Source organism: Streptomyces blastmyceticus, assembly GCF_039521185.1.
Classification (GTDB): domain Bacteria; phylum Actinomycetota; class Actinomycetes; order Streptomycetales; family Streptomycetaceae; genus Streptomyces; species Streptomyces blastmyceticus.
On sequence record NZ_BAAABW010000014.1, the window covers coordinates 26,286 to 51,811 of the forward strand.

The 25,526-nt window shown below is 73.1% G+C and carries 16 protein-coding genes; 4 read left to right on the top strand and 12 right to left on the bottom strand.

Annotated features, from left to right (window positions below; genetic code table 11):
* Nucleotide 1 precedes the first annotated feature (1 nt).
* Nucleotides 2–1,543 (bottom strand): glycosyltransferase family 39 protein, encoded by a 1,542-nt coding sequence (locus ABD269_RS12540; protein WP_344117911.1) that lies wholly within the window; start codon nt 1,541–1,543, stop codon nt 2–4.
* Nucleotides 1,544–1,617: 74 nt separating this feature from the next.
* On the opposite strand from ABD269_RS12540, the gene ABD269_RS12545 reads away from it, so the two are divergent.
* Nucleotides 1,618–3,396 (top strand): glycosyltransferase, encoded by a 1,779-nt coding sequence (locus ABD269_RS12545; protein WP_425572882.1) that lies wholly within the window; start codon nt 1,618–1,620, stop codon nt 3,394–3,396.
* Nucleotides 3,397–3,632: 236 nt separating this feature from the next.
* On the opposite strand, the gene ABD269_RS12550 is transcribed toward ABD269_RS12545, so the two are convergent.
* Genes ABD269_RS12550 through manB form a run of 6 tightly spaced genes read right to left on the bottom strand, consistent with a single transcriptional unit; the run spans nt 3,633 to nt 12,350 of the window.
* A complete protein-coding gene (locus ABD269_RS12550; protein WP_344117914.1) occupies nt 3,633–4,775 on the bottom strand; it encodes a glycosyltransferase in 1,143 nt (380 codons plus the stop codon).
* Complete coding sequence (locus tag ABD269_RS12555) at nt 4,772–7,627, bottom strand: bifunctional glycosyltransferase/CDP-glycerol:glycerophosphate glycerophosphotransferase (protein ID WP_344117915.1); 2,856 nt, start codon at nt 7,625–7,627, stop codon at nt 4,772–4,774. The genes ABD269_RS12550 and ABD269_RS12555 overlap by 4 nt, the downstream gene beginning before the upstream one ends.
* Before the next feature lie 3 nt (nt 7,628–7,630).
* Nucleotides 7,631–8,899 carry a glycosyltransferase family 87 protein gene (locus ABD269_RS12560; RefSeq protein WP_344117916.1) on the bottom strand — a complete coding sequence of 423 codons (1,269 nt, stop codon included), beginning with the start codon at nt 8,897–8,899 and terminating at the stop codon, nt 7,631–7,633.
* A complete protein-coding gene (locus ABD269_RS12565) occupies nt 8,896–10,413 on the bottom strand; it encodes a hypothetical protein (protein WP_344117917.1) in 1,518 nt (505 codons plus the stop codon). The genes ABD269_RS12560 and ABD269_RS12565 overlap by 4 nt, the downstream gene beginning before the upstream one ends.
* Nucleotides 10,414–10,417: 4 nt before the next feature.
* Nucleotides 10,418–11,224: a polyprenol monophosphomannose synthase gene (locus tag ABD269_RS12570; RefSeq protein WP_344117918.1), complete on the bottom strand. Its 807-nt coding sequence runs from the start codon at nt 11,222–11,224 to the stop codon at nt 10,418–10,420.
* 46 nt (nt 11,225–11,270) lie between these two features.
* Nucleotides 11,271–12,350 carry a mannose-1-phosphate guanylyltransferase gene (gene manB / locus ABD269_RS12575; RefSeq protein WP_301887097.1) on the bottom strand — a complete coding sequence of 360 codons (1,080 nt, stop codon included), beginning with the start codon at nt 12,348–12,350 and terminating at the stop codon, nt 11,271–11,273.
* 205 nt (nt 12,351–12,555) lie between these two features.
* Between manB and ABD269_RS12580 the strand changes: the two genes are divergently transcribed.
* The gene (locus ABD269_RS12580; protein WP_301894458.1) at nt 12,556–13,068 is read left to right on the top strand and encodes a GtrA family protein; all 513 of its coding nucleotides are present in this window, start codon (nt 12,556–12,558) and stop codon (nt 13,066–13,068) included.
* Here ABD269_RS12580 and ABD269_RS12585 read toward each other — a convergent pair.
* The 4 genes from ABD269_RS12585 to ABD269_RS12600 all read right to left on the bottom strand — a co-directional run bounded on the left by ABD269_RS12585 (nt 12,996) and on the right by ABD269_RS12600 (nt 20,922).
* On the bottom strand, nt 12,996–14,186 hold the full coding sequence (locus ABD269_RS12585) for a hypothetical protein (protein ID WP_301887095.1): 1,191 nt from the start codon (nt 14,184–14,186) through the stop codon (nt 12,996–12,998). The two genes, ABD269_RS12580 and ABD269_RS12585, sit on opposite strands and share 73 nt — an antisense overlap.
* A gap of 84 nt (nt 14,187–14,270) precedes the next feature.
* Nucleotides 14,271–19,265, bottom strand: coding sequence for an NAD-glutamate dehydrogenase (locus ABD269_RS12590; protein WP_344117919.1), 4,995 nt, complete (start codon nt 19,263–19,265; stop codon nt 14,271–14,273).
* 408 nt (nt 19,266–19,673) lie between these two features.
* On the bottom strand, nt 19,674–20,345 hold the full coding sequence (locus ABD269_RS12595; RefSeq protein ID WP_301887093.1) for an HAD family hydrolase: 672 nt from the start codon (nt 20,343–20,345) through the stop codon (nt 19,674–19,676).
* A 73-nt stretch (nt 20,346–20,418) separates the two neighbouring features.
* Nucleotides 20,419–20,922, bottom strand: coding sequence for a DUF6912 family protein (locus ABD269_RS12600; RefSeq protein ID WP_301887092.1), 504 nt, complete (start codon nt 20,920–20,922; stop codon nt 20,419–20,421).
* Between the two features lie 331 nt (nt 20,923–21,253).
* Here ABD269_RS12600 and ABD269_RS12605 point away from each other — a divergent pair, with 331 nt between their 5' ends.
* The gene (locus ABD269_RS12605) at nt 21,254–21,709 is read left to right on the top strand and encodes an Rv3235 family protein (protein WP_344117920.1); all 456 of its coding nucleotides are present in this window, start codon (nt 21,254–21,256) and stop codon (nt 21,707–21,709) included.
* 89 nt (nt 21,710–21,798) lie between these two features.
* Here ABD269_RS12605 and secA read toward each other — a convergent pair whose 3' ends face one another.
* Entirely contained in the window at nt 21,799–24,624 is a 2,826-nt protein-coding gene (gene secA, locus ABD269_RS12610; RefSeq protein WP_301887090.1) for a preprotein translocase subunit SecA, read from the bottom strand.
* Nucleotides 24,625–24,904: 280 nt separating this feature from the next.
* On the opposite strand from secA, the gene ABD269_RS12615 reads away from it, so the two are divergent.
* Nucleotides 24,905–25,498, top strand: a complete 594-nt coding sequence (locus ABD269_RS12615) for a GNAT family N-acetyltransferase (protein WP_344117921.1) — start codon at nt 24,905–24,907, stop codon at nt 25,496–25,498.
* The last annotated feature ends 28 nt before the right edge of the window (nt 25,499–25,526 follow it).

Genomic DNA, 25,526 nt, shown 5'->3' on the forward strand with positions numbered 1-25,526 from the left:
CTCAGTCGCGGCGTACGTAGCGGGTCACCACTCCCCCGCGCACGTACGCCGAGGACTCCTCCCGGCAGAACTCGCGGAGTTCGTCCCACTTGGCGGACTCCGCGGGTCGGGCCCGGAACCACCGCGTGCCCACCGTGTTGGTGTCCGCCACCACCCACACCCGCGCCCCCGGGCGCAGCCGGGCCAGCCGGGCGCGCAGCTCCCGCGCCGTGACCTCCTCGCCGAAGAGGGTGCCGGACGCGGCCGCGGACCGCTTCAGCGTGAGGTCGCCGAGGCCCGTGAAGTCCTTCGGATAGGCGAGTGCGACGCGGCGCTCGTAGAGCGGGAGGAAGAGCACCGCGTCGCCCGGCCGGGCCTGGCGGCCGACCAGGTGGGCCACGGGCGCCAGTTCGTCGCCGCGGCTGACGGGCAGCCGCTCGCGCTCCTGCTGCGGCAGCTGCCACAGGAAGGCGGCCAGGACGGCGGCGGCCCCCGCCACCGCCACGGCGCGCCGCCACGGCAGCTGCCCGAGGACGCGGTCGGCACCGGCCGCGGCGAGCAGCGGCACTCCCGCGAGGCAGAACAGCAGATAGCGGTCGAGGAAGAGCGGCTGGACCTGCGCGGCCGCGTAGAGCAGGACGGGGGGTGCGAGCGCGAGCGGCAGGGCGACGGCGTTCAGGTGGAGGCGGCCCGTGCGGGGCGCCGGGGCGGCGAGGGCCACGGCGACCAGCAGCAGGGTGCCGGCCAGGACCAGGTCCCGGGGCCCGGCGAAGGCGCGCAGGAGCGCTTCCGCCTCCGCGGGCCCGGGGGTCCTGATCCAGGAGACCTGGGCGCTCTGGCCGCGCGAGAGCACCGCCAGCGGGGCCAGTGCCGCGCACGCGGCGGCGGCCGCGCAGGCCCAGGCGCGCCAGGTCCGCCCGGGTATCCGGGAGACGAGCAGGGTCAGCGCGTGCGCGACGAGGAGCAGGACCGCGAACTCGTGCAGCAGCGCGGTGACCGCGACCACCGCGCCGTACCCGGCCCACCGCCCGCGGCCGCCGTCCTCCACGGCGCGGACCAGCAGCCAGGTCGCCAGCGCGGCACCGGCGGCGACCAGGGCGTAGGAGCGGCCTTCCTGGGCGTAGTGGCCGACGAACGGGGTGGCGGCGTAGAGCAGCCCGGCCCACAGGCCCACGCGGGGGCGGGCGAGGCGGCAGCCGAGCGCGCCGACGAGCGCGGCGGTGGCCGCGGAGGCGACGACGGAGGGCAGCCGCAGCGCGATCTCGTCGGCGCGGACGGCGAGGACGACGTGCATCAGCAGGTAGTAGAGGCCGTGGACGGCGTCGACCGTGCCGAGCAGGTCCCATATCTGCGGCACCGAGCGGCGCGCCACTTGGAAGGTGGCGCTCTCGTCCCGCCACATCGTGCCCCGGTCGAGCCCCCACAGCCCGGCGCCGAGCATCGCGGCCGCGGGGACGAGCACGGCCGCCCGCCGGGCGCCGCGCCGCGCGGGCTCCGGCACCGCCCCGGGAGCCGTGGCCTCCTCGCCGGCCGCACCGGCCCGCCTCACCAGCACTGTCCGCATCCCGGTCCCTCCGTGTCCCGCCCGGCCACGCCCGGGTGGCGAATATCCCCGATGGTGATGATTTGTAGGTAAAAATGGCTTTCGTGGAGGCAGACGCCAGCGAGTCCAGGAAACCGCCCACCGCCCCGCAGGTCGGCGTGATCGTCATCGGCTTCGACGACGCGGCCCACATCGGCGACGCCGTGCGCTCGGCCCTCGCCCAGGGGCCCGCCGTGGCCGAGGTCATCGCCGTGGACGACGCCTCCACCGACGGCACCGGCCGGGTGCTCGACGCGCTCGCCGCACGCGAACCGCGCCTGCGGGTCATCCACCGCGCCGTCAACAGTGGCGGCTGCGGCGCCCCGCGCAACGACGGCGTACGGGCCGCCACCGCGCCGTACGTGATGTTCCTCGACAGCGACGACACGCTGCCCGACGGCGCCGCGCAGGCCCTGCTGCGGGCCGCACTGCGGCACCGGGCGCCGGTGGCCGCGGGCCTGTGCGTACGCCGTGAACTGCCGCAGGGCCGCGAGACCCGCTGGCAGCCCGGCCTCTACCGGCGGGCCGGCGCCCGCGCGCCCGAGGACCGCCCGGCGCTCCTCCACGACACCCTGTGCGTCAACAAGCTCTATTCGCGCGCCTTCCTCGCCGAGCACGCCATCGCCTTCCCCGAAGGGCCGTTCATCTACGAGGACTTCGTCTTCACCGCGCAGGTGCTGGCGGCGGCGCCCCGCATCGCGACCGTGCCCGACACGGTCTACGTCTGGCACGTGCGGCGCGACGCCGCCGCGCCCTCGATCTCCCTGGACCGCGAGCGCATCGCCAACTGGCAGGCCCGTGTCGGCGCCCACCGGCGCAGCGTGGACGTCTTCCGCGACGCGGGCAGCAAGCCGCTGGCCCGCGCGGCGCGGGTGAAGTTCCTCGACCACGACCTGCGGATGTACGTCCGCGAACTGCCCACCCGCAGCCCCGGATACCAGCACGCGTGGTGGCGGATCACCCGCGGCTATCTGGCCGCGTACGAGGAGGCGGAGCTCTGCGCGGCCCGGGCCCCGGCCCGCTGGATCGCCCGCGTGATCCTGGCCTCCGACGCGCCGCGCGACCTCGCCCGCCTCTCCCAGCTCGCCGCCCGCCCGGCCCGCCTGCCACCGCCCTACGCGCGGCACGACGGCGACCCGGTCTGGGCGCCCGACCTCCCGGCCGCCCCCTTGGACGGGCTCACCGACCCGGCCGTCGTCCCCCTCGCCCAGCTCCCGGTGACCGTCGACGCCGAACTGCGGCCCCTGCGCGCCGAACTGCGCCTGAGTGTCCACGACCTCCACGGGCGGCTCGCCGCCGACCCGCCCCGCACCATCGACGTCGAACTGCGCCATCGCAACGGCACGGCGGCCCTGCGCTGCGGCGTCCCCCTGACCGACGGGGGCCCGCCCTGGACCGTACGGCTGCCGCTGCGCCTCGCCCGCCTCGCCCGGCTGGGGATCCGCGACGGCGCGGGCGCCTCGCCCCAGTCCTGGGACATCCGCGTGCGGCCGCACCTCGCGTCGGGCGGCTCCTTCCGCACGTCCGTCCGCGCGACGGGGCGGGCGCTGCGGCGGCTCGCCCTGCCGAGCCGGCGCTTCGGCCTCCTGCTGGCCCGGCCGTATGCGACGGCGGCCGGCTCCCTTGCCCTCCGCGTGGCCGCGGGGCCGCTCGCGGTGGCGGTCTTCGCCTGGCGGCGGCTCTGGCGGCTCCGCGGCCTGGGCTCCGCCCCGGGTCCCCGCTCGGGTGCGGCCCGGCGGGCTTGTTCCCCAGACCCGCCCCTTCCCACAACTGGGGCTCCGCCCCGGACCCCGAAGCACGCTCCGCGCGCTGTCCTCAAACGCCGGACGGGCTGAATTTGCGCACCCGGGCTGGAGGTCCACCCACCGGCGTGAGGGGGCGGGACGCGCAGGAGGAGTGCGGGACGTAAAGCGAAGCAGTCCCGTACTCCTCCGGAGCGGCACGGCCCCGCACCGTGGAAACGGCGACGAGCCCAAAGAATCAGCCCGGCCGGCGTTTGAGGCCGCCCGCCGCAGGCGCCGACAAGCCGCACCCGGCAAAGCACCCGCACCCAATACCGCCCGGCCACCGCCTACCGGTCGGTCTCCGCGAACAGTGCCTCCCATCGCCCCAGCACCTCCCCCAGCCGCAGCGGCGCGACGTGCGACCGGGCCGCCCGCCCGTAGCGCGAACGCAGTGGTGCGTCGGTCATCAGCCGGCGGAGGGCCTCGGCGAAGGCCGGGACGTCCCCGGGCGGGACGAGGGTGCCGGTGCGGCCGTGGGCGATCAACTCGCGTACGCCGCCGGACAGGTCGAAGCTGACGCACGGGACGCCCACGGCCGATGCCTCCGCCAGCGCCATGGGGCGGCCTTCGCGCTCGCTGGTGAGGGCCAGGACCGACAGTTCGCGGTATGCGGCGGCCATGTCCCGTACGCTCCCGCGGAACCGCACCCGGTCCCCGATGCCCAGCCGCTCGGCGCGGGACCGCAGTTCGGGCTCCAGCGGGCCGTCGCCGAAGCAGTGCAGCTCCCAGCCCGGCTCGGCCGTGTCCGCGGCGGCGAAGGCGTCGAGCAGCCGGTCCAGCCGCTTGACCTCCTCCAGCCGCCCGACGGCGCCGATCCGGCGGGTGTCCAGGGGCGCGGGCGGGCCGGGTTCGAAGGGCAGGGGGTTGGGCAGGACGGTCGCGTTGGGCAGCCGCCTGCGACGGAACTCCGCGGCGTCCGGCTCGCTCAGGAACACCGACTTCTCCAGCGCCGGGTAGTGCCGCAGGATCAGCCGGAGGTTCTCGGAGGCGCACGCCTGGAGGAAGGACTCGTGGTACTGCCCGATGCCCTTGAGGTGCGGCCACTCCACCGCTTCCAGCCAGTCCGCCGCCCAGGGCGAGCCGATGATCACCAGCCCGTCCGGCACCTGCGCGAAGCGCGCGGCCAGCCGCGCGCGGGCCAGGTCGCGCTCCCGCCGTCCGGCGTGGGCGGCGCGGGTCCTGGCGGGGCTCAGCCGCTCGGCGAAGGAGGTGGCAGGCCGGGGCGGGACCGCGGGCGAGCGGTGCAGGACGGTGTGCGCGTAGGCGGGGTCGGCGGTGTAGGCGTGGGGTTCGGGGCTCGGCCGGATCCCGATGAGCTCCACACGGTGGCCGCGCTCGGCGAAGCCCTGGGCGAGGGTGTGCAGCACACGCTGGGAGCCGCCCATGGAGTCGACATCGATGCCGACGAGGAACAGATTGCGCGACGTCATCGCCCCTCCCTTCCCGGCCCGTTGGCGCCCGGGCCGGGCTCCGGCGGGCCGCCGCCCTCGAAGAACAGCTTCACCACGCCCTCGCTCGCGCGCCCGTCCGCGTAGGGGTTGAAGCGCCTGCGGAAGCGCTCGTACGGCTGCGCCCACTCCTCCCGCACCGCGTCCAGGTCCCTCAGCGCCCCCGCCAGCCCGGCCACCGTGCCGAGCTGCGGCCCGGGGGCGATCTCGGCCAGGTCGTAGTAGGTGCCGCGGGACAGGGAGCGGTACGCGGCGTAGTCGTCGGTGTAGAAGAGGATGGGCCGCCCGAGGTTCGCGTAGTCGAACATCACCGAGGAGTAGTCCGTGAGCAGCGCGTCGGAGGCGAGCAGCAGGTCGTTCACGTCGATGAACTCCCTTCCGTCGCGCACCGCGTGGCCCAGCTCGCGGGGGACGGTGAAGCGTTCGTAGTAGTGCGGGCGGACGACGATCGTCCACTCCTCGCCCGTGTGCCGCACCAGCTCGGCCAGGTCCACCCGGATCGACTCGCCGGCCCCGCGCGCCCCGTCGCGGAAGGTGGGGGCGTAGAGCAGCACCTTGCGGCCGGGCGGGATCTGGAGCCGCTCCCGGGTGGTGGCGGCGCGCTCGCGCTGTTCGGGTTCGTGGGCGCGCACGAGCGGGTCGTTGCGGGGCAGGCCGGTGCGCAGCAGCTCGCCGGTGTAGCCGTTGGCGCGGACGAAGGTCTTCTCGAACTCCTCGCTGGGGGCGATGAGGGCGTCCCAGCGGGCCACCGTCTCGCGGTGCTGCCGCCTGCGTTCGGCGCCCGCGAGGCGCAGTTCGGGCACGTCGAAGCCCATGTGCTTGAAGGCCTGTCCGTGCCAGGTCTGGAGATAGCGGGCGCCGGGGCGTTTGCCGTAGAGCAGGGGGAAGCCGTGCGAGTCGACCCAGTAGCGGGCGCGGGCGACGGTGCGGACGTACTCCCAGCTGCCGCGCCGGATCAGGGGGGTGCCCTCGGGGTAGGAGGAGCGGCTGCCCGCGTACGACCAGACGGCGCGCAGCGGGAGCCCGCGGCGCTGGAGTTCCTCGTGGAGGTAGCGGGGGCTGTCGGTGTAGCCGCGGCCTTCCATGGCCTCGAAGACGACCAGTTCGTCGTCGATGGGCAGCCTCTGCAGCTCGCGGTAGGTGAGCGCCTTGGCGCGGGGGCCGGTGACGCGGCGGGTGAGCCGGTGGATCCCGCGGTGGACGGCCGCCAGGCGGGGGGCGGCGGCCTCGGCGTGGCCGAGGACTCCGGTGCGTTCCCAGGTGAGTTCGAGCCGGCCGGCCCCCTGGCCCTCGCGGCCGATGCGCAGCCGGTGCCGTGCCGGGTGCAGGGTCAGGGTGGTGAGGTCGCCGGGGACCAGCAGGGGGTCGGTGCGGGTGAGGCCCATCCGGTCGAGGACGATCACGGGGTGGCGGCGGCCGCGGAATCCCTTGACGCCGAGGGGGATCCGCCGGGGGTCGAGGTCGATGGTCGCGGTGCGGGGGGCGGACGGGCCGTCCGTGCCGGTGGGGGCCGGGTCGTAGCGGAAGGGCACGGCGAGGGGGTCCGCGGTGGTGGCGACGCGCAGCTCGGCGGTGAGGGGCCCGGCGTCGGGGAGCAGCCGCGCGGGGTCGTAGGTGTGCAGGAGGATCCTCAGCAGGGGCCCTTCGGGGGCGATGTGCGCGACTTCGTGGCGCAGGGGTCCGCCGGTGAACGGCTGCCGGTCCAGGTGCCATGTGGTGATGTCGAGCCCTTCGGCCGCCTCGGGGCCCGCCGGGGGGAGCGGCCCCCAGTACGTCCGGCCGCCCTGGTGCACGACGTGGCGGGGGGCGAGGTGGGGGCGGTCGAGGGTGCGGGCGCACTCGGCGGCCTCGGCGAACCGGCCGGCGCCCAGCAGGTAGTGGCAGATCTGCTGTTCGCGGGGCATCGCGGCGTGGGCCTCGGGGGTGAGGGTGCGCAGGTAGGGCGTGACGGCGGCGGCGAACTCCGCGGTCCAGCGGTGGTCGCGGAAGGGCAGGTCGCCGAGGTAGAGGCGGAGGTCGTGGCGGAGGAACTTCTCGTCCTTGGCCGTGCGCAGGTCGGTGTTGCCCGTCTCCTCCAGGAAGGTGTCGACGAGCCGGGCGACGGTGACGCGGTCCCGCACGCTCTCGATGCGGTGGCGGCCGGCGGTGATGGACGGGGTGGCGGGGTCGGCGGCCAGCCACCAGGTGTAGACGGGCCAGGGGACGACGGCGAAGCGGCGCGCGAGGGTGAGGGCCTGGGCGCTGAACAGGGAGTCCTCGTAGTGCACGCCTTCGGGGAAGCGCAGGCCGTGCCGGGCGAGGAAGTCGGCGCGGTAGAGCTTGTTGGTGGACAGGGCGTCCAGGAAGTACCGGGGGGCGGCGCGGATGCCGTCGAAGACGTGGACGTCGTCGAAGAGTTCGGGATACCACAGGCCGGTGGTGCCGGTCTCCTCGAAGAGGCGGGTGACCTCGCCGGTGACGAGGTCGGCGCCGGTTTCCTCGGCGGTCAGGAGCAGCGATTTGCAGGCGTGGTAGGGGAGTTCGTCGTCGCTGTCGAGGAACATCACATGGGGCGCGCGGGCCGCGTCGATGCCCGCGTTGCGCGGGGCTCCGCAGCCGCCGCTGTTGGCGGGCAGCCGCAGGGCGCGCACCCGCCGGTCGGCTGCGGCGAGTTCGCGGGCGGCGGCGGACGTGTCGTCGGTCGAGCAGTCGTCGACGATGATCACTTCGAGGGCGTGCAGCGACTGTCCGAGCACGGACCGCACGGCGCGCGGCAGCCGTTCGGCGTCGTTGTAGGCGATCACCACGACACTGACATCCGGGCCCTCGCGACCGGGCCGTCGCACAGCGCTCATCACTCACCCCGTTTCCGAGCGGTCCACGTGATCCCCGCCTTCGGGATCACCACGGAAAGAGTAGACGCGACCACTGACAGTGACATCGCGTCCGGGTCGTGCCCGCCCGCGCCAGGCCCGTACGGCCAGCACGGCCGCCACGCCCGTGATCATGACGATGTCCCGGAAGGCATGCCTCCGCGCGCTGTCCAGATAGGGCCAGCGCACCGCGGCGAGCTCCGGGAGCAGCGGGAGCCAGAACCACACCGAGCGGGCCGCGGCCCCGCGCACCACCACCGAGGCCACGAGCGAGGGCAGGACGACCAGCATGTAGTGCTGGAACGACGGCCGGGACACCAGGAACGCCGCGAGCATCAGCAGGGACGCGCACTCCACGAGCCGCGCCCCCTCGTCTCCCCCGGCCCGCCAGCGCACCCGGGCCAGGGCGAGCACGGTCAGCGCCGCGGCGCCCGCGAGCGCGAAGGCCAGGGGCGACGGCACCCCGAGCCGGGGCAGCACGGTCGTCCAGGAGGCGTCGAACGGCCGGGCGTAGGAGTCCTGGCCGTGCAGCAGGAACGGCAGCGTCCGGGTGAAGAACCGCCCCGGCCGCGGCATGGCCGACGCCGCCGCCAGCGACACCGCCGCGGGGACGCCGACGGCCCACGCCAGCGCCCGCCACCGCCGGGCCAGCACGAACAGGAGCAGCAGCGGCACGAGCATCGGCTTCAGGGCGATGGCCGCGCCGGTCACCACGGCGGCCGCGCACCAGTGGCCGCGCCGGGCGAGCAGCAGGGTGACGGGAAAGGCAATGGCGGACAGGACCGTCCAGTTGCCGAGGCTGACCAGGCCGTGGAACGGCTCGAACAGCCCGAGTCCCGCGACCAGGGCGGCCGCGAGCCGGCTGTCGGCCCGTACGTCGAAGATCCGCAAGGAGGCGAGCACGCCCACCAGGCCGAGCAGGGCGGTCGCGACGGGCACCGCGTAGAACAGCACGCGGTCACCGGCCAGGGTCTGCGGCAGCGCCGCGAAGACCGCGCCCGGGAGGTAGAGGAAGCGCTTGTCCGTGTACGGCGAGCCGCCGTCGAGCAGGGTCCGCGCCGCGCGCACGACGACGGCGTTGTCGATGCCCGTGCGCGTACCGGCCAGCACCCGCGCCACGTCCAGCGCGAAGACCAGCAGGGCCGCGCCGAGCAGCGGGCGGGGCGCGCGGCCGCGCAGCCACCGGCCGAGGGCGTCGGCGGAGCCCGGCCACCGGGAGTGGACGACGTCCGGCGCGCCGCGGGAGCCGCTCACCGGTCGACCACCTCCGACAGGACGAAGCCGCCGGGCCCGCGCGCGGCCTTCCTGAGCGCGGGGTCGTCCGGTGGCAGCCCCGGTCCGCCGTTCCTCTGCAGCACCCAGCGCGCGCCGAACTCCTTGAGGATGCCGAGCCGTTCGGCCCGGGAGGCGGCCGGGGAGAAGTAGCGGCGGGTCGCGTCCCGGCGGTGGCGTTCGTCGCGGAGGAAGACGTCGGGGTAGGCGGGGGCGACGGTGTACGGGCCGTAGGCGGGGATGGTCCGCAGCGCGTAGTAGTTGTCGGTCATCACCGTGGCGCCCTTGGGCATCGCGCGGGCCGCCCAGCGGAACTGCGGCCACAGCGCGATCGCGTGCACCGTGCGCAGCGGGGGCGGGAGGGCAGCGGGCCGCAGCACGTACGTGAGCGCGCCGGCCTGGGTCCACGCGCCGGCGAGCAGGGCGGCCGCCGTCAGCGGGAGGAGAGCGGCGCGGAGCCGCCGGTGGGCGCCGTCGGCCACCTCGACGGCGAGGGCCAGTTGGGCGGGCAGGAGGGCGGCGGGCAGGATCCGGCCCCACGCCTGGTGACCGAGGGCGCCGCCCGCGGCGAAGACCAGGAGGCCGAGCCCGAAGAAGATCACCAGGGGGTCGCGGCGGTCGCGCCGCCAGCGGGCCGCGAGGGCCGGCACGCCGAGGGCCGCCAGGCCGAACTTCGTCGCGAGGTGGTCGTAGAGCGGCCGGTGGATGTCGTCCAGGGCGCCCGCGCCGGGCAGCGCGAAGAAGGAGTAGTACGGCCAGCAGGCGAGCACCACGGCGGCCAGGGCGGCCGCCGCGCCCACCCGTACCCACACCGCGGCGGAAGGCCGGGGCCGGGCGCCGAGCAGGATCGCGGCGGCGCCGAGCACGGCGACCGCGCCCGTGAACTGGTGGATGAGCAGGACGCACGCCAGCAGCAGCCCGAGCGCGAGGAGGCGGGACAGCCCGCGACCGCCTCCGGTCAGTGCCTTGCGCAGCAGCGCCCACAGGTGGAAGGCGAGGCCGAGTGCGAGGGTGCTGGGGTAGGCGAGGGTCAGCGACAGCGAGACCAGTCCGGGGAAGCCGCTCCAGGCGAACAGCCGCACGCCGTCGAGGAAGAGGACGCACAGCAGCGCCAGCGGAACCGCCGCCCACGCGCGCGTGAAGGTGCGGACGAACGCCCCGACGCCGGTGCCCAGCAGGACGAGCCCGGCGAGGCCGCCCAGGCGCAGCACGGTGAAGGTGCCCCAGCCGGCCGCGGAGGCGGACAGCGCCAGCAGGACCGTCCACGGCGAGTAGTAGGGGCTGGAGGTGTCCGCGTGCACCAGGGGGTTGCCGGGGTGGAGCGGGTCGGCGCGCAGCCGTTCCAGGACGGCCGCGTGCATCCCCAGGTCACCGGCCCACGGCAGCCGTACGACCATGAGCAGCAGCAGGGCGGCGAGCAGCAGGGCGCAGGCCGCGACCGCCCGGTGCGGGGCGTGCGGGCCCGGCCGGAGGACCCCGGCGGCGCGCGGGGTCATGCGCTCAGCGGGCGCGGTCGCCGGTGGCACGGGCGGCCCTCGCGCGCAGTCGCCACGGCATGGCCACGGATTCGAGCTGCACGGCCAGGTTCATCTTCGACTCGCCGACCGTGCGGTCCTCGAAGTGGATCGGCACTTCCATGACGGTGTGCCCGGCGCGCAGGGCCCGGTACTTCATCTCGACCTGGAAGCTGTATCCGGCGCTGTCGACGGTGGCGAGGTCGATGGCGTGCAGGGCGTCCGCGCTCCAGAGGTTGAAGCCGCCGGTGATGTCGCGGACGCGGGTGCCCAGGATCGTGCTGGCGTAGGCGTTGGCCCAGCGGGAGAGCAGTTTGCGGTGGATCTTCCAGGCGTCGGAGAGGGTGCCGCCCGGCACATAGCGGCTGCCGACGACGACGTCCGCGCCGGTGGCGAGGGCGACGCCGAGCAACTCGGGCACCTTGTCGGCCGGATGGCTGCCGTCGGCGTCCATCTGGACGACGTACGCGGCCCCTTCGTCGACGGCGCGGGCCATGCCGGCGGCGTAGGCACGGCCGAGGCCGTCCTTGGCGGTGCGGTGCAGGACGGACATCCGGGTGCGGTCCGGCCGGTTGTGGCGCTCCGCGAGGTCCTCGGCGATCTTGCCGGTGCCGTCGGGGCTGTTGTCGTCGACGACGAGCAGCCGCAGCCCCTCCAGCGGCAGCGCCATGAGCGCCTCGGCCATGGCGGGGAGGTTGTCCGCCTCGTTGTACGTGGGCATCACCACGGTCGTCGCGGTGCGCCCCCACTCCGCGGGAAGCGGGGTCACGGCGGGTGTGCGGGTTGCACTCATGGCCTGTCCTTGTCGGTGTGGGTCGGCGTGGCCTGTGGGGTCCGGTTCAGACGGCGGAGAAGCGGATGGCGGCGTCGGGGATGGTCATGCCGCACCAGACGCGGGCGCCGTCACGGAGTTCGTTGTCCGCGCCGATCACGGCGTGGTCGCCGATCACCACTCCGTCGAGCACGGTGCGCGGGCCCACCCGGGCGCCCTGGCCGACCATGCTGGCGCGCACCCGGGCGCCCGCCTCGACGCGCGCGCCGTCCAGGACGACGGAGCCCTCGACGTCGGCGCCCGCCGCGACGTACGCCCCCGCACCGACGACCGTGCCGCCGCCGAGCCCGGCCCCGGCCTCGACGTGGGCGCCGGGCAGCAGCAGGAACTCCCCCGGCTCACCGGGGACGGCCGGGGAGCGGACGACGCCCCGTACGAGGTCGGCCGAGGCCTGGACGAAGGAGGCGGGGCGGCCGAGGTCCAGCCAGTAGGAGGCGTCGACGACGCCGTGCAGCAGCGCGCCCGCGGCCAGCAGCCCGGGGAAGGTCTCACGCTCCACGGAGACGGGGCGGCCGGTGGGGATGGTGTCGATGACGTCGCGCCGGAAGACGTAGCAGCCGGCGTTGATCTGGTCGGTGACGATCTCCTCGGGGTGCCGCGGCTTCTCGGTGAAGGCCAGGACGCGCCCGTCGGGGCCGGTGGGCACCAGGCCGAAGGCCCGGGGGTCGCCGACGCGGGTGAGGTGCAGGGTGACCTCGGCCCGGGCCCGCTCGTGGCGGCGCAGCAGGCCCTGGATGTCGAGGGCGGTGAGGATGTCGCCGTTGAAGACGAGCACGGGTGCGGCGGGGCCGCCAGTCAGGGCGCTCGCGGCGCTGCGGATCGCACCGCCCGTGCCCAGCGGTTCCTTCTCGGTGACGTAGGTGAGCCGCAGGCCGTGGGCGGAGCCGTCGCCGAAGTAGGGCTCGAAGACCTCGGCGAGGTAGGACGTGGCGAGGACGACGTGGTCGACCCCGGCGGCTCTGGCGCGGGCCAGCTGGTGGGCGATGAAGGGCACCCCGGCGGCAGGGACCATCGGCTTCGGCGTGTTGAGGGTCAGCGGCTGGAGCCGGGTCCCCTTGCCGCCGACGAGCAGTACCGCCTCTGTCATGCCACTGTCCTCGCCGTCATCGTCGCACTGTGTCATTTTTCGCGGCAATTTACACTACAATCGGTTCTCTGCGGCAAATGTCTGCTTTGCGTGGCGAGCGTATTGGGAGAGGCCCTTGCGACCCTTGCGACCGAGGACGCCCGGCACACCGGGACCCGGGGCACCCGGCACACCGGGCGGGGCGCCCGCCTCCGGCCCGGCACGGCTGCTCGCCCTCGGCCGGGAGTTCGCGAAGTTCGGCACGGTCGGCGGCCTGGGGATCTTCGTCAACCTCGCGGTCTTCAACCTCTGCCGCACCACCACGGGCCTGCCCGTCGTGCGGTGCAGCGTGATCGCGACCGTGGTCGCCATCGCCTTCAACTACGTGGGGCTGCGGCACTTCGCCTACCGCGACCGCGACAAGAGCCACCGCAGCCGGGAGATCGCCCTCTTCGCCGTCTTCAGCGCCGTGGGCCTGGTGATCGAGAACGGCGTGCTCTACGTCGCCACCTACAGCTTCGGCTGGGACACGCCGTTCCAGAACAACCTGTTCAAGTTCCTCGGCATCGGCGCGGCCACCCTCTTCCGCTTCTGGTCCTACCGCGCCTGGGTGTTCCGCGCGCTGCCGCGCCGGGCCCGTCCCTCCCGTACCGACGAGCCCTCCCCTCACGGCGATCCCTCGAACAGCACGAGCAACCCTGCCGCGTACCACCCCGAGACCACCGCTCCTCCACCGTAGAGACACACCCGCACCCCAAGCGGAGCACGCGCGAGCGGCCGGGCCGCCAACAGCAGCAGAACCGGCAGGAACGGCAGCATGAAGCGTGGTTTGGACAGCGGCGAACCCGGCGTCCCCACCATCAGCAGCCACGCCCCCGCCACCAGCACGACCAGCGGCCACGGCACCTGCCGGTCCAGCGCCAGGGCCAGCACCCCGATCGCCGTCAGCACCACCAGACCCAGCACGACGGCACCGCGCAGATCACCGGTCCGGCCCGCGTGGTGGTAGAGCAGCATCCCCTTGAGCAGGTGCGCGGTGGCCCGGCCGAAGTCGAACTGCTGGTCCCAGGCGCGCTCCGCCTCGAACCACCCGTCCACCCGGCCCACCTTGCCGCCCAGGAACAGCCAGCTGCCCAGCAGCCCCAGCGGCGCCGTCGACAGCGCCACCCACGGCCGCCAGCCGTCCCGCCGTTTGATCACCGCCCACCCGGCGGTCAGCACCACCGTGCCGATCAGCACCGAGGCCGTCGGCCGCACGGCACCGGCCAGCACGCACAGCGCGGCGGCGGTCAGCCAGCGGCGCTCCAGCAGGGCCACCAGCGACCACAGGAGGGCGGCGCTGAAGACCGCCTCCGAATACGGCACCCACAGCGCGAACGCGTACGGCGAACAGGCCCACAGCGCCACGCACGCGTAGCCCGCGCCCGGCCGGCCCCCGACGGTGCGCACCAGCCGGTACACCCCCGCCGCGGCCACCGCCGCCGCACACCAGGAGACCAGCACCCCCGCGTACGGGAACGGGATCCCGGTGGCCACGTGCACCACCCGGATCAGCCCGGGGACCAGCGGGAAGAAGGCGATCGTGCTGAACTTGGGCTCCCCGTCGGGGCCGTAGGGGATCTCGCCCGGATAGCCGCGCTTGGCGATGTGCAGATAGTGTCCGCTGTCCCAGCGGCGCAGCAGCTGCTCCACGCCGCGCCCGAGGTGATGGTTGATCAGCAGCAGGACGGCGAAGCCGGCCGCCGCGACCGCGAGATAGAGAACGACTGCCAGGGCCGCCTCCCGGCGCGCCGAGTGGTCGGGCGGGGCCGCCTTCAAGGGCGCCGGGGCGGGGGCAAGTCGTGTGACGACCTTCATTGGACTCTCTTAACACGACTCAACCCGGCAAAAGGGGCGGCCCCGGGGATTTCTCCCCGGGGCCGCCCCTTGTTCACTCAGGCGTCAGCTGTGCGTCCGCAGCAGCGTCCGCATCGTCCGCATCGCCACCGAGAGGTTGGCCAGGTCGAAGGCGTCCGAGCCGCGGATCTCGTCGAGCGTGGTGCGCGCCCGGCTGAGGATCGCCGCGTTCTTCTCCTCCCACGACCGGAAGCGCTGCTCCGGGGTGGAGGCGCCGTTGCCGACGGACAGGATGTCCGCGGTGAGCGCCGCGTGAGCCGCGTAGAGGTCCTCGCGGATGGAGGCGCGGGCCATGGACTGCCAGCGGTCGGAGCGCGGCAGCTCGATGATCCGGTCCATCAGCTGGGTGATGTGCAGCCGGTCCCCGAGGTCGTAGTAGACCTCGGCCACGTCGAGCGGCTCCTTGCCCGTACGGTCCGCGACGGCGACGATGTCCAGCGCCGGGAAGGCGGAGGAGAAACCGGCCACCCGGACGGCCAGGTCGTCCGGCACGCCGGCCTCGACCAGCTCGTCGTGGATGGACTGCCACCAGTCGCTGTCGGCGCCCTTGAGCAGCTTCGGCAGCTGGAACCAGACCGCCGCCACGCCGTCCCGGAAGAACTCGATGGTGTCGGCGAGCTGGAGCGGCTGCGGCCGGTTGTTGAGCAGCCAGCGGGTGCCGCGCTCGACCAGGCGGCGCGAGTGCAGCCGGATCCGGGTCTGCACATCGGCCGGGACGAGGTTGTCGAGCGCCTCGACGGCGTCCCAGACCCTGCCCAGGCCGAAGATCTCCCGGGCCGCGGTCTGCGCCCGGACGATCTCCTCCAGAGACGCCCCGGTCTCCTCCCGCAGACGGTGCAGGAAGGTCGAACCGCCGCTGTTGACCGTGTCGTTGACCAGGACGGTCGTGACGATCTCCCGGCGCAGCGCGTGCCCGTCGATCTGCTCGCCGAAGGAGGAGCGCAGCGCCTGCGGGAAGTAGGCGTACAGCAGCCGCTCCAGATACGGGTCGTCCGGCAGGTCGGTGGCCAGCAGCTCCTCGGACGTCGTGATCTTGATGTAGGCGAGCAGGACCGCCAGCTCCGGCTGGGTCAGCCCGCGGCCCGCGGAGAGGCGCTCGCGGATCTGCCGGTCGGTGGGCAGGAACTCCAGGGCGCGGTCCAGGTGACCGTCGCGGGTCAGCCGGCGCATGATCCGCTGGTGGGCGTGGAGCAGGCTGGGCGCCTGGGCGACGGCGTTGGCCAGCGCCACGTTCTGCGCGTAGTTGTTGCGCAGGACGAGCTCGCCGACCTCGTCGGTCATCTCCGCGAGCAGCTTGTTGCGCTGCTTGACGGTCATGTCGCCGTCCGTGACCAGTGCGTTCAGCAGGATCTTGATGTTGACCTCGTGGTCCGAGGTGTCCACACCGGCGCTGTTGTCGATCGCGTCGGTGTTCATCCGGCCGCCGGTCTCGTCGGGGCCGCCGGCGCGCGCGAACTCGATGCGGCCGAGCTGCGTCAGACCGAGGTTGCCGCCCTCGCCGACGACCTTCACCCGCAGATCCTGGCCGTCGACGCGGATCGCGTCGTTGGCCTTGTCGCCGACGTCGGCGTGCGACTCGGTGGACGCCTTCACGTACGTGCCGATGCCGCCGTTCCACAGCAGGTCGACCGGCGAGCGCAGGATGGCCTTCATCAGCTCGGCGGGGGTCATCTTGGTGACGCCCGCCTCGATGCCGAGGGCGGCCCGGACGTGCGCGTTGACCGGGATCGACTTGGCCGTGCGCGGGTGGATGCCACCGCCCTGCGAGAGCAGGCCGGTGTCGTAGTCCGCCCAGGAGGAGCGGGGCAGCTCGAACAGGCGGCGGCGCTCGGCGTAGGAGACGGCCGCGTCCGGGGTCGGGTCGAGGAAGATGTGGCGGTGGTCGAAGGCGGCCACCAGCCGGATGTGCTCCGACAGCAGCATGCCGTTGCCGAAGACGTCACCGGACATGTCGCCGACGCCGACGACCGTGAAGTCCTCGGTCTGGGTGTTGTGCCCCAGCTCCCGGAAGTGCCGCTTGACGGACTCCCAGGCGCCGCGGGCGGTGATGCCCATGCCCTTGTGGTCGTAGCCCGCGGAGCCGCCGGACGCGAACGCGTCACCGAGCCAGAAGCCGTAGGACTCGGCGACCTCGTTGGCGATGTCGGAGAAGGTCGCGGTGCCCTTGTCGGCGGCGACGACCAGATAGGTGTCGTCGCCGTCGTGCCGCACGACGTCCTTCGGGGGCACGACCTCGCCGCCGACCATGTTGTCGGTGATGTCGAGCAGACCCGAGATGAAGGTCTTGTACGAGGCGATGCCCTCGGCCAGCCACGCGTCGCGGTCCAGGGACGGGTCCGGCAGCCGCTTGCCGACGAAGCCGCCCTTGGCGCCCACCGGCACGATGACGGTGTTCTTCACCATCTGCGCCTTGACCAGGCCGAGCACCTCGGTGCGGAAGTCCTCACGCCGGTCGGACCAGCGCAGACCGCCTCGCGCGACCTTGCCGAAGCGCAGGTGCACACCCTCGACGCGCGGGCTGTAGACCCAGATCTCGTACGCCGGGCGGGGCGCGGGCAGGTCGGGGATGGCCTGCGGGTCGAGCTTGATGGACAGGTACGCGTGCGGCAGACCCGCGCTCGTGCGCTGGAAGTGGTTGGTACGCAGCGTGGCCTTGATGACCGTGAGGAAGGCCCGCAGGATGCGGTCCTCGTCCAGGCTCGCGACCTGGTCGAGGGCGCCGTCCAGCTCCTCCAGCAGCCCGTCGATCAGCTCGCGGCCGGCGCGCTGGAGCGCCGGCGACATCCGGGCCTCGAAGAGGTTGACCAGGAGGCGCGTGGTGTGGACGTTGTTGCTGAGGGTGTCTTCCATGTACGACTGGCTGAACGGCGAACCGGCCTGCCGCAGGTACTTCGCGTACGCCCGCAGCACCATCGCCTGGCGCCAGTCGACACCGGCCTCCAGCACCAGCTTGTTGAAGTTGTCGTTCTCCGCGGCGCCCGTCCACACGGCCGCGAAGGCCTCCTGGAAGCGGGTGCGCGCGTCGTCGCCCTCGATCCGCTCGGGCATGCGCAGCCCGAAGTCGTAGATCCAGGCGGTCGTCCGGTCCGAGCAGCGCAGCTCGTACGGGCGCTCGTCGACGACCTCGACGCCGAGCCGGTGGAGGACCGGCAGGACGGCGGAGAGGGAGACCGGCTCACCGGTGCGGTAGATCTTGAAGCGGCGCTCGCCGGGGCCCGCGCCGACCGGCTCGTAGAGGCTGAGCTCGAAGTCGCGGTCGCCGCCGGCCGTGGTCAGCTTCTCCAGGTGACCGAGGTCGGAGACGGCGCCGCGCGGGCTGTGGTCGGCCTTGTAGCCCTCGGGGAAGGCCTGGCCGTAGCGGCGCAGCAGCTCGGCGGCGCGCTCCTCGCCCACCTCGGACGTGAGCGTCTCGGCGAAGCCGTCCGCCCAGGAGCGGGCGGCCTCGACCAGGCGGGCCTCGATGCGCTCGACGTCGGCGTCGGTAAGGTCGGGCAGGGTGGCGCCCGGCTCGACGCGGACGACGAAGTGCAGCCGGGAGAGGACCGATTCGGTGTTCCACGCGGTGAAGTCGACGCTGGTGCCGCCGAGCTCCTCCTTGAGGATGTCGATCAGCCGCAGCCGGACGCCCGTGGTGTAGCGGTCGCGCGGCAGGTAGACCAGGGCGGAGTAGTAGCGCCCGTAGGTCTCCTGGCGGAGGTAGAGCCGCAGGCGGCGGCGCTCCTGGAGGTAGAGCACGCTGGTGGCGACGGTGCGCAGCTGGTCGGCCGGCGTCTGGAAGAGCTCGTCGCGCGGGTAGGTCTCCAGGATCTGGAGCAGGTCGCGGCCGTCGTGGCTGTCGGGCGTGAACCCGGCGTCGGCCAGCACCTGGGAGACCTTGCGGCGGACGACGGGGACGCGGCGCACCGACTCGGTGTACGCGGCGGAGGAGAACAGGCCGAGGAAGCGGCGCTCGCCGATGACGTTGCCGTCGGCGTCGAACTTCTTCACCCCGACGTAGTCGAGGTAGGAGGGGCGGTGCACGGTGGCGCGGCTGTTGGCCTTGGTCAGGACGAGCAGCTTGTGCTCGCGGGCCTTGGCGCGGGCGTCGGCGGGCAGCCGGTTGAAGGACGGGGACGCCCCGAGGGGGCCCGCGTGGTGGCCCTCGTCGTGGTGCGTGGGGTCCGAGCGCAGGATGCCGAGGCCGGTGCCGGGGACGGCGCTGAGCACGTCCTCCTCGCCGCCGTCCGTGGCGACCTTCGCCAGCTCGTACTCGCGGTAGCCGAGGAAGGTGAAGTGGTCGGAGGCCAGCCAGCGCAGCAGCTCGCGGGCCTCGCCGACCTCGGACTCGGGCACGTCGGCGGCGGTGGGCTCGGCGGGCAGGCCCTCCGCGATGCGCAGCGCGGCGTCGCGCATCTTCTCCCAGTCCTCGACGGCCTCGCGGACGTCGGAGAGGACCCGCAGCAGGTCGGAGGTGATCTGCTTGAGGTCGCCGCGGTCGGTCTCGCGGTCGATCTCGACGTGGATCCACGACTCGGTGAGTGCGTCGTGCGGCAGGACGGCGTCCTTGCCGTCGCCGTGGGCGTCGCAGTTGGAGCCGAGGACCTCCAGGAGGCGGCCGGTGAGGTCACGGCGCACGACGACCTGGGGGTGGATCACGACGTGGATGCCGCGGCCCTGGCGGGAGAGCTCGTTGGTGACGGAGTCGACCAGGAAGGGCATGTCGTCGGTGACGACCTCGACGACGGAGTGGCTGCACGTCCAGCCGTTCTCCTCGACCGTCGGGGTGTGCACGCGGACGTTCGCGGTGCCCTGCGGCCGGTTCTCGGCGAGCCGGTAGTGCGAGAGCGCGGCGCCGAAGACGTCGACGGGGTCCCGTCCGCTGAGGTCCTCGGGCGCGGTGTGCAGGTAGTAGCGCTGGAGAAAGGCGGTCAACGTCTCCGGGTCGAGACTGCCCTCACCCTTCGGCCCAGTCGGTTGTTGCCCCCCGGCCGGGCTGGTCTCGGCGACTCGGGCCGCCCGTTCGAGCAGCTCGGCCTTGGCTTCGTCCAGCTTGGTCTGCATGTCCTCTGGCTCCTGTCGCGCGCCGTTGCGTGACATAGACGGTGAAGGCATCACGCCGCGACGCGGAGTATCCGGTCGTCTTCGACGTTATGCCGGAATGAGAGGTGACCGGGCGTTTCTTGACGAGATTCGTCAGAGGTGCCCAGGTGCGGGAATCAGCGGCTGCCCGGGTGCCGTGGCACTCCGGGCGCAGGACAGGGGCGTCATCGCCCCTGCTGGATATCGCGCTGATCACCTGGTAAGGCTATCGCTCTTCCCCCGGAAACCGTCATGAGCCGTTTGTGTACAAAACCCGGGCCCGAACTTTGACGGTCTGGACAGCGACGTGACCGCTCTCCCCGCTCCACCGGCGCTCTGTCCCCTTCTGTCCCCCGGCAGGGCCCGCTCCCGCCCTGCCCACCTGCTGCTTCAGCGCCCGGCGCCGACGAGCCGCCCGGCCTCGGCTACGGCCTCCGCCAGGCTGTCGACCACCGTCACGCCCGCTTCCGCGAGACTGCTCCGGCTGTGCGAACCGCCGGTGTAGAGCACGGCGTGGGCGCCCACGTGGGCCGCCGCGACCGCGTCGTCGACGGCGTCGCCGATGACGACGGTACGCAGCGCCGGTATGCCCTCCAGCCCGGCGACGTGGCGGGCCATGTGCTCGGCCTTGCTGCCGCCCGAGGGGCCCGTACGCCCGTCGACGCGGACGAATCTGGGCTCGATGCCGAAGCCGCGGACGAGGGGCACGAGCTCGTCGTGCCCGTACATCGACAGGATCGACTGGGTGCCGCCCGCGCCCTGCCAGCCCTCCAGCAGGCCCTCGGCGCCGTCGGCGAGGCCGCAGCGCGGGGCGTGGTCGCGGTAGTGCCGCTGGAAGACCAGGTCCATGTGATCCCACTCGGCCGGGGTGGGGAGGCGGCCCATCAGCCGCTCGTAGAACCGCGGGATCGGGACGCAGTACAGCTCGCGGTACCGCTCCAGCGTGATCGGCTCCAGGCCGATCTCGGCGAAGGCGGCGTTCGTCGCCGCCATCACCGCTTCGGTGTCGTGGAACAGCGTGCCGTTCCAGTCCCAGACGATGTGTGCCCCGTGCTTCCCCATGACACGACGGTACCGATCAGCACCGACAACGCCGCCCCGAGGCCCCTGGCACCCGTGGTGACCAGGGCGTTTCTCAGATGAGGCCGGGGATCTCCTGGACGCCGAACCACATCAGGTCGTGGTCCTCCGCGCCGTCCACGACGAACTGCGCGTCGTCGTCGCCCTGGTCCGCGGCCCCCAGCGCGGCCGCGGCGGCCGCGACGTCCGCCTCGGCGTCGCCGGAGTCGAGGTGCACGGCCGCCGCCTTCGCCAGCGGCACGGCCGCGGCGAGCCGCACCTGGCCCAGCGTGGACTGCTCCAGGCCCTGGTCGGGGTCGGTGGTCGCGGCGCCGTCGGCCACGTCGAGCGCGACGACGACGCGCCGGCGGGCGGCGTCAGGGGCACCGGCGAGCATCCGCAGCGAGGCCTCGGCGGCCCGGCCGAGCGCCGCGTACTCCAGCTCCTCGACGTCGTCGGAGAGGTACCACTCGCGCAGCGCGGGGGTGACGGCGTAGGCGAGCATCGGGGCGGGCCCCAGCTGGCCGCTCCGGTGCGCCTCGGCGAGACCGGGGAGGGTCAGGGGGACGTAGACGCGCATGACCGCTGCTTTCCTGAAAGATCCTGAAGCCTGAACGAACGCGCTGCCAGCATACGGCGGGAGTCCCCCTTCGGAGTGCCGGGAGGCCCCGTGGAGGCGCTTCTCCCCCGCCCGCCTCCCCGGCTGCGTCAGGACCCCCACCAGGCACGGGAACGGCCCCCGTACCCCCTCGTCGCACGCTCCGCGCCCCTGATAGGGGAAACCGGCCGGCCGCCCGGCCCGCGGCCACCCGTCCTTGCCGCCCTCCGCGGCCCGCCGGTAGAAGATCACCGACGAGGGGCCACCGCCCGGTGTATTCGGCACCGGGCCCGGCAACACGGGGGCGATCGACATGCAGCGCACCACCACCGGCTCCACCGGACCGGCCAGGACCGCCCGCGCGGCCAGGACCGGCCCGCCGCGGCGCGCCGACAGCAGACGCCCGCACCCCGACCCGGCGGCCCGGCGCCGGGAGCGCGAGGGCCTGCCGCGCTACTGGTTCGCCAACCGGCTGCTGCTCACGCTCAGCGGCCAGCGCCCGGTGCACTGGATGCTCGGGCACACCGTGGGGACGGCGTACGACCAGCTCGCCGCGCTGGCCCCGCAGGCGCCGCTGCGGCCCCCGCCGCCGGGCCGGACCCCGTTCGTGCGGCGCTGCGACGAGTTCCGGCCCGGGCCCGGGGTGATCGAGGCGTTCGCCCGGATCGTCTCCGGCGACCGGCTCCAGGCACTCGCCTTCCGCCTGGAGCACGGCGCGGACCGGCGGTGGCGGTGCTCGGCCGTCGAGCTCGGCGGGGCGCGCATGTGACGGGGGCGGTCCGTGCGGGAGTACGCGCGAGGCGGGGGCGGGGCACCCGTGTGCCCCGCCCCCGCCTCGCGATCCGCCGCTGTGCGGCGTTACTTCTTGCGGCGGCGGCCGCCGCTGTTCTTCTGGGCCTTGCGCCGCTCGGCGCGGGTCATGCCGTCCGCCGGGGAGCGGGTCGGGCCCTCGTCGCCGACGAAGTCGCCCTCGACGACACCGCCCTCACCGTCGACCGTGGGGGCCGAGAAGTGCAGCCGGTCCGGGCGCTGCGGGGCGTCGAGGCCCTTGGCGCGGATCTCCGGGCGGGCACCGGCGGGCACGGCCTCCTGGGGCTCCTTCTCCAGGGACGGGCGCTCGCCGCGGTCCTGGACCGGGACCTCCTCCAGCTGCTGGTCGACCTGGACCTCCAGGTTGAACAGATAGCCGACGGACTCCTCCTTGATGCCCTCCATCATGGCCTGGAACATGTCGAAGCCCTCGCGCTGGTACTCCACCAGGGGGTCCTTCTGGGCCATGGCGCGCAGGCCGATGCCCTCCTGGAGGTAGTCCATCTCGTAGAGGTGCTCACGCCACTTGCGGTCCAGCACGGACAGCACCACGCGCCGCTCCAGCTCACGCATGATGTCGGAGCCCAGCTGCTCCTCGCGGGCGGCGTACTGCTCGTGGATGTCGTCCTTGATGGACTCCGCGATGAACTCGGCCGTGATGCCCGCGCGGTCGCCCGCGGCGTCCTCCAGCTCCTCGATGGTGACCTTCACCGGGTAGAGCTGCTTGAAGGCGCTCCACAGCCGCTCCAGGTCCCACTCCTCGGCGAAGCCCTCGACGGTCTCCTGGCGGATGTAGTCGTCGATGGTGTCGTCCATGAAGTGCGTGACCTGGTCCTGCAGGTCCTCGCCCTCCAGGACGCGGCGGCGCTCGCCGTAGATGACCTCGCGCTGGCGGTTGAGCACCTCGTCGTACTTCAGGACGTTCTTACGCGTCTCGAAGTTCTGCTGCTCGACCTGCGACTGCGCGGAGGCGATGGCACGGGTGACCATCTTGTTCTCGATCGGCACGTCGTCGGGGACGTTGGCCATGGCCATCACGCGCTCGACCATCTGGGCCTTGAACAGGCGCATCAGGTCGTCGCCCAGCGACAGGTAGAAGCGGGACTCACCCGGGTCGCCCTGACGGCCGGAACGGCCGCGCAGCTGGTTGTCGATGCGGCGGGACTCGTGGCGCTCGGTGCCGAGGACATACAGGCCGCCGAGCGACTTGACCTCCTCGAACTCCGCCTTCACCGCTGCCTCGGCGCGCTCCAGCGCGTCCGGCAGCGCGGCCGCCCACTCCTCGACGTGCTCCACCGGGTCCATGCCGCGCTGGCGCAGCTCCGCCTCGGCGAGGTCGTCGGGGTTGCCGCCGAGCTTGATGTCGGTGCCGCGGCCGGCCATGTTCGTCGCGACGGTGACCGCGCCCCTGCGGCCGGCCTGGGCGACGATCGTCGCCTCACGGTCGTGCTGCTTGGCGTTGAGGACCTCGTGCTGGATGCCGCGCTTGGCGAGCTGCTGCGAGAGGTACTCCGACTTCTCGACGGAGGTGGTGCCGACCAGGATCGGCTGGCCCTTCTCGTGCTTCTCCGCGATGTCCTCGACAACGGCGTCGAACTTGGCGACCTCGGTGCGGTAGATGAGGTCGGACTGGTCCTTGCGGACCATCGGCCGGTTGGTCGGGATCGGCACCACGCCGAGCTTGTAGATCTGGTGGAACTCGGCGGCCTCGGTCATCGCCGTACCGGTCATGCCGGAGAGCTTGCCGTAGAGGCGGAAGAAGTTCTGCAGGGTGATCGTGGCGAGGGTCTGGTTCTCGTCCTTGATGTCCACCCCTTCCTTCGCCTCGATCGCCTGGTGCATGCCCTCGTTGTAGCGGCGGCCGGCGAGGATACGGCCGGTGTGCTCGTCGACGATCATGACTTCGCCGTCCATGACGACGTAGTCCTTGTCCTTCTTGAACAGTTCCTTCGCCTTGATGGCGTTGTTCAGATAGCCGACGAGCGGGGTGTTGACCGACTCGTAGAGATTGTCGATGCCCAGCCAGTCCTCGACGCGGCCGACGCCGGACTCGTGGATGGCGACGGTGCGCTTCTTCTCGTCGACCTCGTAGTCGCCGGTCTCCTCGATGCCCTTCTGGGGGTTGGCCGGCTCGCCCTTCTTCAGCCGGGTGACCAGCTTGGCGAAGTCGCCGTACCACTTGGTGGCCTGGTCGGCCGGGCCGGAGATGATCAGCGGCGTACGGGCCTCGTCGACGAGGATGGAGTCGACCTCGTCGACCACCGCGAAGTTGTGCCCGCGCTGCACCAGCTCGTCCTGCGACCAGGCCATGTTGTCGCGCAGGTAGTCGAAGCCGAACTCGTTGTTCGTGCCGTACGTGATGTCGCAGTTGTACATCTCGCGACGCTGCGCGGGCGTCATGTTGGCGAGGATGCAGCCGACCGACAGGCCGAGGAACTTGTGCACCCGGCCCATCATCTCGGAGTCGCGCTCCGCCAGATAGTCGTTGACCGTGATCAGGTGGACACCCTTGCCCGACAGGGCGTTCAGATACGCCGGGAGGGTGCCGACGAGGGTCTTGCCCTCACCGGTCTTCATCTCGGCGACATAGCCCAGGTGCAGGGCGGCGCCGCCCATCAGCTGGACGTCGTAGTGCCGCTGGCCGAGCACGCGCTTGGCGGCCTCGCGGACGGTCGCGAACGCCTCGGGGAGCAGGTCGTCGAGGGACTCCCCGTCGGTGAACCGCTGCTTGTACTCGTCGGTCAGCGCGCGCAGCTCGGCGTCGGAGAGGGTGAGGAAGTCCTCTTCGATGGAATTGACCTGGTCCGCGATGCGGTGCAGCTTGCGCAGGATCTTGCCTTCTCCTGCACGCATGATCTTGCCGAAGACGGACACGTAGGCTGACTCCTTGCCGGTCGGGCCTGGCACTGGGGCTGCCCCCGCCGCAGGCAGGGGGAGGGTGCGCGGGCACGACGGGACAGTCCCCGCCGCAACGGCCATCGTAAGCGAGGACCCCACCGCGCCGGGAGGTCCGTCGGGGCCTGAGCCAGGTGTCACCCGCACGGTGAACGAACGGCGCCGCCCGAAGGTGCCGGGGCTGTGACATTTCTCCGCGATGGACGTCAACGGGGAAAATCACTCGCCCGGGACGGCGGCCGACGGCCAGACTCCCCGCATGGAACCCGTCTCCCTCGCCACCGGGCGCCTGGCGCTGCGCCCCTTCGCCCCGTCCGATGCGGACGCCGTGCACGCGGCCTGCCAGGACCCGGACATCCCGCGCTACACCAGCGTCCCCTCCCCCTACACCCGCGAGGACGCCCGGACGTTCGTCGAGGACACCTGCCCGGCCGGCTGGCGCGAGGACTCCATGTACACCTGGGGCGTGTTCACCCGCGACGACGGCCACCTGGTGGGATCGATGTGCCTGGTGCGGCTCGCGCAGCTGCGCTCCCCCGAGCGGCAGGCCGAGCTCGGCTACTGGACCGCCAAGGAGCGGCGCGGCCGGGGATACACCGCGGAGGCCGCCCGCGAGGTGGCCCGCTGGGGGTTCGAGGAGCTGGCCGTGGAGCGGCTTGAGTGGTACGCGGAGGCCGGGAACACCGGCTCCCGCGCGGTCGCCCTGAAGGTGGGCTTCCGGATGGAGGGCACCCTGCGCGCGAAGATCCCGTACTCCGGCACGCGCCGCGACGCCTGGATCGGCTCGCTGCTCCCGTCGGACCTGGGGCTGCCGTCCGAGGCCCCCTACCTGCCGTTTCCCGAACGGGCTTGATGGATCGAGGGGCATTGTCAGTGCCGGG

Coding starts and splice junctions, on each gene's coding strand:
- ABD269_RS12540 (WP_344117911.1), bottom strand. CDS start 1,543: ATGCGGACAGTGCTGGTGAGGCGGGCCGGTGCGGCCGGCGAGGAGGCC.
- ABD269_RS12545 (WP_425572882.1), top strand. CDS start 1,618: ATGGCTTTCGTGGAGGCAGACGCCAGCGAGTCCAGGAAACCGCCCACC.
- ABD269_RS12550 (WP_344117914.1), bottom strand. CDS start 4,775: ATGACGTCGCGCAATCTGTTCCTCGTCGGCATCGATGTCGACTCCATG.
- ABD269_RS12555 (WP_344117915.1), bottom strand. CDS start 7,627: ATGAGCGCTGTGCGACGGCCCGGTCGCGAGGGCCCGGATGTCAGTGTC.
- ABD269_RS12565 (WP_344117917.1), bottom strand. CDS start 10,413: ATGACCCCGCGCGCCGCCGGGGTCCTCCGGCCGGGCCCGCACGCCCCG.
- ABD269_RS12570 (WP_344117918.1), bottom strand. CDS start 11,224: ATGAGTGCAACCCGCACACCCGCCGTGACCCCGCTTCCCGCGGAGTGG.
- manB (WP_301887097.1), bottom strand. CDS start 12,350: ATGACAGAGGCGGTACTGCTCGTCGGCGGCAAGGGGACCCGGCTCCAG.
- ABD269_RS12585 (WP_301887095.1), bottom strand. CDS start 14,186: ATGAAGGTCGTCACACGACTTGCCCCCGCCCCGGCGCCCTTGAAGGCG.
- ABD269_RS12590 (WP_344117919.1), bottom strand. CDS start 19,265: ATGCAGACCAAGCTGGACGAAGCCAAGGCCGAGCTGCTCGAACGGGCG.
- ABD269_RS12595 (WP_301887093.1), bottom strand. CDS start 20,345: ATGGGGAAGCACGGGGCACACATCGTCTGGGACTGGAACGGCACGCTG.
- ABD269_RS12600 (WP_301887092.1), bottom strand. CDS start 20,922: ATGCGCGTCTACGTCCCCCTGACCCTCCCCGGTCTCGCCGAGGCGCAC.
- ABD269_RS12605 (WP_344117920.1), top strand. CDS start 21,254: ATGCAGCGCACCACCACCGGCTCCACCGGACCGGCCAGGACCGCCCGC.
- ABD269_RS12615 (WP_344117921.1), top strand. CDS start 24,905: ATGGAACCCGTCTCCCTCGCCACCGGGCGCCTGGCGCTGCGCCCCTTC.